This window comes from Butyrivibrio sp. AE3009, from assembly GCF_000420845.1.
Taxonomy (GTDB): domain Bacteria; phylum Bacillota; class Clostridia; order Lachnospirales; family Lachnospiraceae; genus Butyrivibrio.
This window is the reverse complement of the sequence record NZ_ATVS01000056.1, coordinates 1-12,737: the sequence shown is the minus strand read 5'-3', so window position 1 is coordinate 12,737 and position 12,737 is coordinate 1. Positions and strand designations below refer to the sequence as shown.

Here is a 12,737-nt window from a genome sequence, read left to right as displayed (position 1 = left end):
TGGAAACGCTACAATGCTGTTACGCGACGGTGTGCCATTTAGCTGTTCCCATCATCTTCACCGTCGGCAAAACCTGACATGCGTTTCCAACAGGTTCCGTCAAGGGTGGCGTCCCCTGTCCACAACATAGATGGTTGGTTATCTTAACCTTGTACATAATACTCTTCCAAAGTGTCCAGGCATATTGCAGCAAGCCTTCCGCATGGAAAATGTGCTCCGCAGTCAATTGCGATGTGATTGTTATTCTTATAAATGTATCCCGGATTAGGGTTCTCTTCTATAAGCTGCGTGGGGGTATGGCCTGTTACCACAAACTTATCATTAAAGTACTGGGTATTATAGTCTGCTCGTTCCCATATGAGATCGTGTAAACTATAATCTTCCATTTCTTTTTCCGGAGAAAAATTGCCTAATCCTGCATGAACAAGGAGAAAGTCCCTAGTATAAACGTTTTTAAATAACTCGACTGTATTAATGCTTCATGATATAATCTTTATATAGTTATTTGGAGGTTAATATCATGGGTCGAAAAGCAGAAGCAATAACACTTACAACAGAAGAACGAGAATACTTGGAACTTCAGACTCGCTCAAGAACTATTCAGGCTCAAACTGTCGGGAGAGCCCGAATTCTATTGCTTCGTGCTGACGCAACACCAATTGATGAAATCGCTGATAAAGTAGGCATCAACAGATGCAGCGTTTTATTGTGTCTGAAAAAATTCAAAGAAGGTGGTGTTGAAAACGCCCTCTTTGATGCTCCTGGCCGTGGCAGAAATGCAGAGATTACAGATGATGAAAAAGCTTGGATCATCAATATCGCATGTCAAAAGCCTGTTGATCTTGGCTATGCTGCCGAGGTATGGACCAGAGCATTACTGACCAAGCACATCAACAAATACGCTGAGCAGGCTGGTCATTTAAGGCTATCTACAATCAGCCAATCCAAGGTCCGTACAATACTTGAAGAGGCAGATATTAAGCCTAACAAGATCACATATTACTGTGAGAATCGTGATCCTGATTTTGAAAATAAAATGCATAATGTACTTCTTGTATATAAGCAGCTTTCAATGCAGTTTGATGAGGATGGTAAACTAATGCCATTCTCTGAGGATGGACAAGTTGTGCATGTGCTTTCATATGATGAAAAGCCAGGTATTCAGGCCATTGCTACTACTTCTGATGATCTTGCACCAGACGATAAACACAAAACAATCAGCAGAGACTACGAGTATAAAAGGCTTGGCACTGTTTCTTTGCTTGCAGGAATAGATTTACAAACTGGCGAAGCTATTCCGTTAGTGAAGGAATCCCATAACAGCAAGGACTACATTGAATTCCTTAAGCTGCTGGATATGAAGTATCCAAAAGGAGATAAAATCCGGTTGGTACTTGATAATCTGAAAGTTCACTCTTCTGAGGAAACAAGGAAATATCTTGCTACTATCCCTGGAAGATTTGAATTTGTATTCACGCCAAAGCATGGTTCTTGGCTCAATCTCGTAGAGGGATTTTTCAGTAAGCTTACTCGCCAGGCTTTAAAAGGAATACGAGTAAAAACCAAAGAAGAACTTGTAGCGCGAATCTATAAATACTTTGATGAGATCAACGAGAACCCTGTTGTTTATCACTGGAAATACAAGCTTGAAGAAATTGATCCCAGTGAAGAGGTTATAGTTGATACTTTGCCAGTTAAACAGTCGAGTTAATTAATAACGGCTATACTAGTTCCAACCGTAACTTCTTCGTAGATAACAAACTCCCCCAAAAAGTCTATTACGTCCTGCCGCCTGTCAGGTGAAAATGCCCTGAACTCATCAATAGTAGGTTTACTTCCGTTATACTGCCAGTTAGCGAGGTTTTCCACCATCTCCCGGTCTAGCCGATCAACATTTTCCTCAGTAATTTCCTTGCTCAAAAACTTAAGACACTCCAGTGCCATAAGTTCATGGTTTCCGACAATGCAGATAACATTTGGCATTTCCATGAGTTTTAGAAGTGTCTTAATGGGATGCGGTCCTCTATCCAGCACATCCCCCAGAATATATAACGTATCCTCATCCTTTAGATCTATCTTTTGTAAAAGAGCTATGAACTTGTGATATTCACCATGAATATCACTAATTACATATGTTGCCATAAAACTATTCTCACCTTACCCCTACCTATTTCTGCAGCAAGTATTCACTCTGATTTGCCAAATATCGGCTTCAGCACGCCTTTTACCAGCCATTCAAAATACTCTTTTTTCCGAAATGCTTTATCTTCGCTTTCTAAATAGCCCTCTTTCGTAATCTTATCTAGCAAATCATCCAAACCAATATACATCAAAGGTCCATTTGAATAATCCTCTTTATTGCCTTCATTTATGTAATTAGCATCTTTTTTATGCATAGCATTATGCATATTCCCGTATTGCTTGCTAATCGGAAGCAGATAAATGCATTTAATGTCACTAGAATGCTTTTCCCCGCGCTCTATTATGAAATCCCTGGGTTTATTATTCGAGTCATAAAAATACTCTCTAGCATCTATAATTTCAGCTACTTGAGTCATGTATTTCTTAGTTGAAGTATAGTTTTTTCTTTCCCTTAATTCTTTTATATCCTTTTTGTCTAATAGTCTGTTATGCGTGTCTCCAGAGACTTTTTTCCAACGCTCATTGCTCAGGATGCTATTATACAAACCTTCCAACTTTTCAAACGAATTTCCTTCTCCATCATTATTTACCGAATAAGCTTTGGCTCCAACATCAGCAAAACAATCCAGTAATTTAGAGAAACAACATTCTTCGCAAAAAGCCTTGTATTTATTAAACTGTTTATAATCAAAACTTCCCGATGTTGTTTTCAGTTCAACCACATAAACATATTTATCATCGCATAGTAAATAATCTGCTTTCACAGATCTGTCATCTTCCTTGGTTTTGACCTCAGTTTCAGTATCTTCTTTAGCCAAAAGCTTAGTCATCAAAGGAAACTCCTTTGTAACATAATGCAGTTTATTTTCCCCATCTCTTCCCAACGCAATGTTGAGCAAATCTTCAACCACCGGCGTTATCAGCGTATCCAATATCACTTCGCTCTTTATGGCAGCTGTGTAATAGTCTCTTATTACCCTGTCAGAAATCGTATTTAAAATAGCTGGATTCTGTACTTCCCTATTAGAACTCATATACTTGTCCATCCTCTTTTTTCCAAATTCTGTTTGCATATTCGCCAAACTGCGGAAGATTAGTAAAGGCATCTCTTCCCTCAGTGTGCATAGGGATTATCTTATCCGGGTTAGTAAGTTCCATTAGCTTTGCAATAGTTTCAACATAGGCATGGCCACTGGTATGTAGGATCTCCATGTGAGCTTTGTCATTTTTACCCTCTAGGAATCTAACAATATTAGCATCCGGAGCCTTGCCATCCTCAAGGTAACCGGTCCACATAGAGTACGTGATAAAAGGATCCTTCATTTTCTGCATCCGCTCCTCAAAGCGTCCCACCGCCATATTTGGGTTGTTATTTGGTCTTGCCAGCATTACAAATCCCTTGTCCAGATAAATATCTTCGTCTGCCATTTCAAAGCATCTTCGCTTAGTTACTGGATTTCGAACGCCCTCAAGATTCTTCATATAAAATGAATTATTATCAGGGCATAGCACATAAATGCACTTTTTATATCTGTATTTGTCAAAAAACCTGCTTCTTGATTTTATGGCAATATTCATGACTTCAGCCTGGTAGGCATCGCACAAAAAAACCTTATCTGCTGGAGTAGCATGATAAAACTCCATTACGCTGTCAAGATTTGTGGATGACACCAGCACTACATTTTCTTTGTGTTCTGCAAAAATTTCTGCAGCTCTTTTACCAAGATCATCCTCCGACTTGATTGGGTTATTTCCCGTCTCTTCAAGCCTTGATATCATGGTTCCTTCTGTAACAAGAACATCTATCTTGCCAACATATCTTTTTATCATGCTCTCAAAGGTATCCTGCCCAGGAATCCCGTGATCTCTGAAGTCTCCGGTATATAGAATCTTTTTGCCATTTAATTCTATGACAAACATATATGAATCGATGGCAGAATGATCGCAAACAAGGGGCGTGACCTTGATTCCGTTAAAGTCGCGGCTACTTCCCAGCTTCCAGTATGGCTCCATCCTGTTAATGGTTTCAATCTGCGACGGTGCATTTTTGCACAGCTTTTTATTCAAGAGATCCACTCTCATTGCGATGGTTTCCATAATTTCTTTTGCAGTACCGCCAATATACATAGGGATGCCCTCAGGGGCTTTTCCTCGAAGCCCCACATGGTCCCCATGATAATGAGTAAAAAGAACTGCATCTGTATGGATAGAATCTCCCTCGCCGGCAAATACTCTCTTTATTAGCTCATCGTCGCTCAGTGCGGGATTCTTGATCCCGGGAAGGTTTGCACCAAGATCAATCAGTATCCTATGGTCACCCTTTGTAATTTCTGTTACGATTCCGCCTATCTGGTCTGAACCTCTGTATATCTTGATTCCATCCATGCTTAGATTTCCTCCTAAATTCGATTATACCCCACGCACTCTTTCCTCCGATAATAAATTAATCATAAATAGTCAATCAAAATATCCCTTAGGAAATGGCCAGCATACATCAATAGTTCTGGTAAAAAAATCTGTATAAGGAAGCTCAGATATCACAATTTCCAGCTTGTCTTTATCCTTAATCTCCGAATCGTAATATGAATCTCTATGTAGCATCAGAATATAATCCGTGTGTCTAAGAAAACTTTCCCATCTTATGTCCTGGAGCTTAGGATGCGGATTCTCTCTATATTCGCAGGTTTTCATCAGCTCAATATCAAGCACTATCGCGACACCTATCTCTTTTGCAAGTCTCTTTAGCCTAGGCAGAAGTCCTATGCAGGCCATATCAAATTCCTGCGCTCTTCCAATCAGATAAAAATAGTCGATTATCACCAGAGAAATTCCGTTCATAGTCTTCTTTTCTCTGCATTTTCTTTCTATCTCATCTATGGTTATTGCGATAGTGTCATCTATGGTTATCTTCTTCTGATCCAGCATTTCTGATGCTTTATCATCTAGCTCCACTAGCCGCTTCTTATATCTGTCACGGGACATTTCAAGGCTAAATGCTGTAGCCTTTATGCCTTCTTGCCGGCATGCATTAAGCATAAGTTCCATCATAAAGGCTGACTTCCCCATTCCAGGTCTTCCTGCTACTACGGTAAGTTCGCCTCTATGAAGGCCGCCCCCTAGAACATGATCAAGTGGTCTTATTCCTGTGATTATGGGATTAATATTTATCACATGTTTTATCTCAATTTTATTATTCTTTTCCAATATTGTTCTCCTTTGAATAAAATCAATTTCTTTGGTTTATAATGTTCTTATGAGTAAACTTACCCGTCAGATACATCTTTATATGTACATGGATGATCCCGATAATTATGAGCATAGCCCTGAAAGGCTCATGGATTATCTGGGTGTCTCTTTGCGCACTTTGCAAAGAGACTTTAAGGATCTTCGTGAAAGCGGCACCAGCAATTACACCTACAACTCGAAATCAGGTGAGTATGTCTATTCCGAGGAAGACGCTACCAAAATCGAAAGTGCGGACAGGCGAAGGAAGCTATATCTGACTAAGCTTGCCAGAATGTGTAGGATTGTGAAAAAGCTCCCTTTTACAGATCTGGAGAAGCTTAACGAATATGAAGCTGATCTAAAGGACTATCTATCCGAAAGAAAAAAGTATCCTAAAAGACCAGATCCATATGGGCCTCCCAAAATGCCTTATATTCCTGATATTAAATATGAGTACTTTAATATATGCCCGGAGGTAAGTGAGCGCACCAGGCAGAGGGATTTTCAAACCTTGCGTGATGCGGGTTTTGTAATTTTTTACTCACAAAGATATAGAGAATACCTTTTTACTGATGATGACTCCTACATCACCAGTAAAGATTCTGCTTTATATAAAGCATTGAAAAAAGCAGGCGATATCAGGAAAAAGCGAGGATCCTAAAAAGGCAATTCCTATCAGAAATTACTGGCAAATCCTATTTTACGTTTTGGCTCATCTTTTAGCATCTGGCTTAAATTGACCGAAAAGTCCTCTTTTTTCAGAAGCTTAACCTCGCTTTTTGTAGGTTTATTCTTGCTTCCAGGAGGAAGGAGTCTTGAGGCTTGCTTCAAAGTTGCCTGTTCAAGGAGATTACGAACAAACCTTCCGTTTCCATAGTTTTCAGCCAATACCGCCTGCTGGAATATCTTTTGGCACTCACTTCTGGCTGGAAGGTCCACTTCCAAGCCTTTCTTCGTCAGCATTAAATCCATGATCTTCATAAGTTCCTCAGGGGTATAATCCGGAAAATTAAGCGTAAAAGCTATTCTGCTCTTCATTCCTTCGTTCTGCGCTATGAATTTCTCCATAGGTTCAGGGTATCCTGCAAATATAACTATCACGTCATCTCTGGAATTCTCCATTTCCTGAACAATTGTATTTATAGCTTCAGTTCCAAAAGAATTTGTGCTATCCACAAGTGAATAGGCTTCATCTATGAATAAAATGCCACCTTTTGCCGCCCTAAACTTTGCCTTTACTTCCTTGGCGGTCCATCCCACATACCTTCCTACAAGATCAGCTCTGCCACATTCAACGAGTTTCCCGGTTTTTAACACTTCTTCTTTTCTTAGAATGTCACAAAGAAGCCTTGCAACAGTAGTCTTGGCGCATCCGGGATTTCCCATAAACACCATGTGTCTGCAGCATTCAGACGAATTAATACCATAGGAATTCTTATACTTTGACAGTTTATAGGTTGATATTATCTGCTGTGTAACCTGCTTGATTTCATTAAGACCCACCATATTCATCAGTTCTTCATATGCATTGTTTTTCCTCTTAGTTCTTTTAATGGCCTTATGTATACATACTTTGCTATAGGATGGGTAAACACTCTTTTTTAGAACATCCTCAGACCAATTCAAAAAAGCTTTAGCGACCATGCTAGCAGAAAAATACTTTCTGTCAGGAAGGTACTTATATGCATTTTTATCAAAAAGAGACTGATACTTGGAAGCATTTGCAAGATTATCCATATATTTTTGGGCCTGAGTTATATCCCCTACCCCTTCGGAGATTTTGACAAAATCCACTTTTCCAGCCAGCTCTTTATATAATATTTTCGAAAATCCCGGATTAGTTTCATCTTCTATCACAAAAATCTGGACAGTATCTGCATATTTGTGTAAGAATTTCCTTAGCATAATAGCGATTGTCTCATTTTCTGTAGCATACTGACCGGATTCATTTGTTTCTAACGAACTAATTACCACACATCCGCCTTCAGAGTGATATCCAAGATTATCCAGCTCCTTGCACAAATTCTCGCCATAATAGTTCTCCTTGTCTTCTTCAAAATCCAACATACATATTCTTGAACTTAAAAGCCTGTTGTTAGAATGAAGCGCTTTAACCAGTACCCTTATCAGCATTTTGGCATTTTCCAAGTTTTTGGTCTGAATACGGTAATGTACAGGACATCCATAAAACTTCTTCATATTCCCCTCAGCGTATATTCTATCCAGTTCTTCCCTAAGGGAATCGCTTCCCATTATTTCATCAGACATCTCACATATCTTTGGATAAGAATATGACCCTTTTTCCAAACATTCTTCTGTCAGGACATATCTGCGAGAGTCATAAACATCCATTCTATAAGCATCTCTTATTGAACCCTTGTAATAGTCTTTCTCCAGTACTATTTCCAAAAGCTCACTTGCTTCTTTAAATGTAATCTCTTTATAAGATTTAAGCTTTATTTCAAAGTTTTCCGTTATATCCTGGGCCACGCCGGCATACCTGTGGCAAACTTCTTCAAGGTCATGACTTCCCTGCCATACCCCAACAGCAAGCTTAATTATTTCTTCATCATAGTAATAACTAATACAGAAAGTATTCTCATACGTATTTCTCATAGAGAACTTATCGTTAATCGTAAAAAGAGTACTTACAATATCATCTCCCCTCCCAAAGCGGGAATAAGTAGATTCTATCGTTAGTTTCAGTTCACCATTATGTGTAAAAGTACAATCATAAAAAAGCATTTCTGCACCTCCTTGTTTGTGTGTCAGGAAGTTTAGCATATGATTTGGGGCTATGCGTCATAATGGTGTCACCCATTTTAAAATTTCCCTCATTATATATATGAGTTTATTGACATTTTTGTTGCATATGGTGACACCATTATGACGTCGGTAAAAAAACGCCGTGTTAATATCAAAAAACACTAACAAAGAATAAGAAAAAGGAGATTTAAATATGGGTTATGTAAATGAGAAAACACTTGAAAAACTGAAAAGGTATATGATTTTCTTGCCCCACATGGTGGCGATATTAAAATTGAAGATGACTGGAAGTTAATCTATTCAGAAATACTTAAATTTTTTCTTTGTAGCAATTGTATATAATTATACCTATATCTACCATCCTGTTCCATATTATGTGCATAAAACAAGGGCGTTTTCACGCCCCTGCCTTTTGCACTATCAGTTATTCATCTCTCTGCAATCCTTATAGGTGATTCTGTATATTGGATTTGAGGCTTCAGGCTTCTCAAGAGACTGGTGATCATACTGATCCAAAAGCACAAGCGCCTGCGTGTACAGATTAACTGCCTTTAGCACATCCTGTTGTTCAATATCAAGCGTCCCTGCTATCATCTCATGGGCAACTATATCTTCAATCCTGAAAATATGCCAGATAGAATAGGCAAGCCTTACCCTTAGTCTTTAAGCCCAAAAGTGGACCACTACCCCCGTCCCCAGGGACTCTTTTTATTGCTACTTTATGCTATTGCTTTAGTTCTTTTGCCAATTAAACAATAGTATGTCACCATGAGCATCAGAAAAGCGCCTATCCATGCAGATACTTCAGAAATGGCAATTCCCTTAAATCCGTTCCTTCCTATCAAAAAGCCAAAGATCAGCCTCATAATGACTTCGAGCCCGCCTGAGAGCATTGGTATAAAGGTATTGCCCAACCCCTGAACAGAGTATCTGTATACAAAAAGCCAGCCCAGGGCAAAAAAGCTTATTCCCATGATCGGCATGAAATCGGTACAATAACCGATTATCATGTTGTCAGTCAGCAGCATCCTTGCCAGGCTTCCGGGCACAAATATCATAAGGAGCGATATAGGCACATTCACAAGTGTAGAGAGCATCAGGCCCTGTCTTACTCCTGTGCGTATCCTGTCATATTTGCCAGCGCCCTTATTTTGCCCCACAAAGGTCATCATGGAAAGACCTACGGACATTCCGAACTGCTCAAAGAGTGATGCAAATTTCATGCAGGCTGAATAGGCTGCCACATATGCGCTTCCCATAAGATTTACGAAGTACTGCAATACCATGGCCCCTGCAGCTGTGACCGAATTCATAAGTGCCACAGGAAGTCCTATTTTCATCAGTTCAACCAATATATTCTTTTCATCTGCTATTTCTGACGTGTCTTTTCCCAGACTCATAAAATCGATGGTTCTAAGCTTTTTAAGGCACAAAAGGTATGATACAAACTGAGAGACCACTGTTGCCACTGCTGCTCCGACAACTCCTGTGCCAAAGGCCATTATGAAAATAATATCAAGCATGATGTTCATGAGTGATGAACAGATCATAGCAGTGAGGGGCGTTCTGGAATCTCCCATTGACTGGAGAATTGTAATCTCAAGGTTATTTATAACCGTCACTACAATTCCCAATAAGATCACAGCAAAATATCTATACGAATCATCAAAGATATCTTCAGGAGTGTTCAAGAACGTCAGCATCTTATTGAGCAAAGAAACGCATACAACAGTAAAGGCTATTCCAAACGTGATACTGAGCTTCTTGGCTGCTCTGATGTATGCATTCAGCATAGCCATATCGTTTTTTCCAAAGTTCTGGGCAAAGGTTATGCCAAATCCTCTGGTCATCCCCACAACAAATCCAAGTATAAGGAAGTTAAGTGTCCCGGTTGCCCCAACAGCAGCCAGCGCCTGATCCGAGATTCCCTTGCCAACTATAATGCTATCCACAAGACTATATAGTTGTTGGAAAAGATTTCCCCATAATAAGGGCAAAAAGAACAGTATGATCTGTTTCATACTGTTTCCTGAGGTCATATTTTGTGTGGTCTGTTCTGTATTTGTCATGGCCGCTCTCTTTGGTCTTTCTCTTGATGTTTATTATTTAATAGTTAAGATCATTTAAGTATCCAGGCTATTCCCTTTGCAAGACGCAGATCGCTATACAGGTCTTGCTCATAAGTTCACTATCTACCCTTCATATTTGTACCACGGATGCGTTCCAGTTATTTCAAATCCGACGGAACAGGCAAGTCGCATGGATGCTTCATTTCTTGTATCACAGCCCCACACGGGGAGTTTTCCCCTTCGAAGAATTTCTTTTACCATTGCGTAAGCAACGATCTTGCCAAATCCTTTTCCGCGGCACTCTTCTGCTGTTTCTACTCCGATATCCACATAATCCTTGGAAACTCCCGAGGAAAACGCGCAGGCTGCCATATGTCCGTCTTCGATCAGGCAGTATCCGAATCCCTTTTCTAAAAATGTGCGCTTATCCTCCCAGGAAAATGTAGGTATTATCTTTCCACTCATCAGATCGTAGTTATCGGGGATTATTTCTTCCGGCTTTGATTCCATGGTGGGTGAGATGATATCTCTTTTCCCAGTGAAATCGAAGATATACCTATCGTATTTAGAAACCCCCGGAGTCTTCAGTATCATTTCCTGCAACCGGGGATCGTTTTCTGCTTGCAGCGCCATGCGTCCAGAGTGACCCTCCGGCGGATTTAGCATCATTGTCATGGTTTCTTCAATGAATTTCTCATTATAATTCCCCAGGATATTGGCAAAGCCGCAGTAGTGCCAGATTAGTGCGGCATTCGGAGAATCAGTATCATCAACATATATCTCGCCACTTTGAATCCCCTCTAATATTGAGAGCGGGTATACTTTTTCAACGCTGATCTGATCGGTCAAATGCCTGATTTTCTTGCAGTCTGTAAGTTTTTTCATGGTCATCCTCTCCTATAATTATATATTAACGTAAAATAAAAAACAGACCAGTTCCGTACACGGATTTTGGTCTGTTTTTCACCAATTCTTATTTCTGCTTTATTCTTTTCATAACAAATCCGAAGACATTTCTTACCAGCGGTCCTGCGAAGAATATCTGCCAGAAAAGAGCCATAGGAAAGTTCAACGCTGTCGTCTGAAGCCATACAGCCACGAATTCACTGCCTGCATCCTTAAAAAGGATTGTCGCTGCCATGCTCATAAGCGGGCACATGAGGCACACAGACATTGATGAGATGGCAAGTATGATCATTATCATAGGGTCTTTTCCCGGAGTGACGAATCTGAAAGCCAGCTTCTGAGCCAGTTTTCCTACAAATAAAAGTTCAAGCGCCATGGCTATCGGCCACATGATAAGCATTTCCTTGAATGCTGCGAGGAAGATAAAGTTCTGCATTCCGCCATCATTCAGTGAAATGTTGTAGCATATCATGGCATAAACCATGACAAATGCCATAAAGGCAGTAAAAAACACATTCTGTAATTTGCTCTGTGGTAACATAGGGGTTCCTCTCTTTCTTAAATGGGGAAGACCTCCGTGTTGTTCGTTATCACCCGGCCAGGATGTGCGTTTCCAATAATACCTCGAAATCTTCATTTTTTATCAGCAATTGCAGATTATAGCAGATATTTTGTTTTCGTGTAAGTCTTTTTTATTCCTTCTGACTACTTCATTATTCCCCCATGGAAATAGCATTCATAAACTCTGGTATTATTGCAATAAATCTCCTCGCATCCCTGAAACCAGCTGAAATCCCCGGTAACGCTGCACTTATAAGTATATTCACCGGACTGAAAATACTCAGGTCCTCTGTAAGGCATATTCTTATCAGCTTTTCTAAGAGCTTCTTTTAAGAAATCTCCGCTGAACTGCTGATCCAGTACTCGTCCCAGATAATTCATGGCGTACTGAATCTTACCATCAAGCCATATTGCCTCTTCTCCGGCAAACTTCTCGCCGCCCACATATGTGTCATGATAGGTATACGGTCCGCTGCTGTATGTGAAATCATGGGAATCCAGCCTGGTTGCAGCAGTTTCGTTCATATATGCAGCATATGTATTTACATTGGCTTCTAATCTAAAGTCGATCAACTTACTGATATCATTTTCTACAGCTGCTTCGTAATTGACCATGCATTCCTGATCCCGAACCAGATAGTCAACTGTGACGTTAAACAGGTTGCTTATCTGAATCAGATTACTGATATCCGGATAAGCCTGGCCTGATTCCCATTTTGCAACAGCCTGTCTTGATACATCAAGCTTCTCAGCAAGCTCCTCCTGGGTTAATCCTTTATTTTTGCGGATTAACTGTAGTTTTTCTGAAAAGATCATATTCATCACCTCCATGACTAATGTACGATTCATCGCCGCAAAGATACATCAGTCATTGGTTGCTATTTTGCTACTTTTGTTATACATATACTCCTGTTTTAGAATAGAGAATACTCTTCTCCCCTCAAAGTGGTCTTTTCGCCAGAAAAAATCACGATATAGCGTGCTATGGCTATATACGCCATCCTTGACACCCCTAACTCTGCATGCAGCATACGAACCACTCATGAAACTTGCTTCTAATATGCATTT

The 12,737-nt window shown here is 40.0% G+C and carries 14 protein-coding genes; 2 read left to right on the top strand and 12 right to left on the bottom strand.

Annotated elements, in window-relative coordinates; translation table 11 throughout:
* Window positions 1–143: 143 nt before the first annotated feature.
* Window positions 144–386, bottom strand: a complete 243-nt coding sequence (locus tag G588_RS0117190; RefSeq protein WP_022779934.1) for a hypothetical protein — start codon at window positions 384–386, stop codon at window positions 144–146.
* Window positions 387–520: 134 nt separating this feature from the next.
* Between G588_RS0117190 and G588_RS0117185 the strand changes: the two genes are divergently transcribed.
* Window positions 521–1,711, top strand: a complete 1,191-nt coding sequence (locus G588_RS0117185; RefSeq protein ID WP_022779933.1) for an IS630 family transposase — start codon at window positions 521–523, stop codon at window positions 1,709–1,711.
* Here G588_RS0117185 and G588_RS20825 read toward each other — a convergent pair.
* The 4 genes from G588_RS20825 to G588_RS0117165 form a co-directional block, all read right to left on the bottom strand.
* Window positions 1,708–2,142 carry a metallophosphoesterase gene (locus tag G588_RS20825; protein WP_022779932.1) on the bottom strand — a complete coding sequence of 145 codons (435 nt, stop codon included), beginning with the start codon at window positions 2,140–2,142 and terminating at the stop codon, window positions 1,708–1,710. The two genes, G588_RS0117185 and G588_RS20825, sit on opposite strands and share 4 nt — an antisense overlap.
* 44 nt (window positions 2,143–2,186) lie before the next feature.
* Complete coding sequence (locus tag G588_RS0117175) at window positions 2,187–3,176, bottom strand: hypothetical protein (RefSeq protein ID WP_155830830.1); 990 nt, start codon at window positions 3,174–3,176, stop codon at window positions 2,187–2,189.
* Window positions 3,166–4,527 carry an MBL fold metallo-hydrolase gene (locus tag G588_RS21855; protein WP_022779930.1) on the bottom strand — a complete coding sequence of 454 codons (1,362 nt, stop codon included), beginning with the start codon at window positions 4,525–4,527 and terminating at the stop codon, window positions 3,166–3,168. The genes G588_RS0117175 and G588_RS21855 overlap by 11 nt, the downstream gene beginning before the upstream one ends.
* Window positions 4,528–4,599: 72 nt before the next feature.
* Entirely contained in the window at window positions 4,600–5,346 is a 747-nt protein-coding gene (locus G588_RS0117165) for a DnaB-like helicase C-terminal domain-containing protein (protein WP_022779929.1), read from the bottom strand.
* 49 nt (window positions 5,347–5,395) lie between these two features.
* On the opposite strand from G588_RS0117165, the gene G588_RS0117160 reads away from it, so the two are divergent.
* On the top strand, window positions 5,396–6,028 hold the full coding sequence (locus G588_RS0117160; protein ID WP_155830829.1) for an HTH domain-containing protein: 633 nt from the start codon (window positions 5,396–5,398) through the stop codon (window positions 6,026–6,028).
* Window positions 6,029–6,042: 14 nt separating this feature from the next.
* Here the strand turns inward: G588_RS0117160 and G588_RS21850 are convergent, their stop codons facing one another.
* The 7 genes from G588_RS21850 to G588_RS22900 all read right to left on the bottom strand — a co-directional run.
* Window positions 6,043–8,112, bottom strand: a complete 2,070-nt coding sequence (locus tag G588_RS21850; protein ID WP_022779927.1) for an AAA family ATPase — start codon at window positions 8,110–8,112, stop codon at window positions 6,043–6,045.
* Between the two features lie 441 nt (window positions 8,113–8,553).
* Window positions 8,554–8,727, bottom strand: coding sequence for a hypothetical protein (locus G588_RS22620; protein ID WP_022779925.1), 174 nt, complete (start codon window positions 8,725–8,727; stop codon window positions 8,554–8,556).
* A gap of 125 nt (window positions 8,728–8,852) precedes the next feature.
* Window positions 8,853–10,202, bottom strand: coding sequence for an MATE family efflux transporter (locus G588_RS0117140; RefSeq protein WP_022779924.1), 1,350 nt, complete (start codon window positions 10,200–10,202; stop codon window positions 8,853–8,855).
* Between the two features lie 123 nt (window positions 10,203–10,325).
* On the bottom strand, window positions 10,326–11,087 hold the full coding sequence (locus G588_RS0117135; RefSeq protein WP_022779923.1) for a GNAT family N-acetyltransferase: 762 nt from the start codon (window positions 11,085–11,087) through the stop codon (window positions 10,326–10,328).
* Window positions 11,088–11,175: 88 nt separating this feature from the next.
* Entirely contained in the window at window positions 11,176–11,649 is a 474-nt protein-coding gene (locus G588_RS0117130) for a DUF2798 domain-containing protein (RefSeq protein ID WP_022779922.1), read from the bottom strand.
* 164 nt (window positions 11,650–11,813) lie between these two features.
* Window positions 11,814–12,485, bottom strand: a complete 672-nt coding sequence (locus G588_RS0117125) for a DUF5680 domain-containing protein (protein ID WP_026668877.1) — start codon at window positions 12,483–12,485, stop codon at window positions 11,814–11,816.
* Window positions 12,486–12,533: 48 nt separating this feature from the next.
* Window positions 12,534–12,737: hypothetical protein (locus tag G588_RS22900; RefSeq protein WP_035788863.1), on the bottom strand; the 204-nt coding region annotated here is incomplete at its 5' end.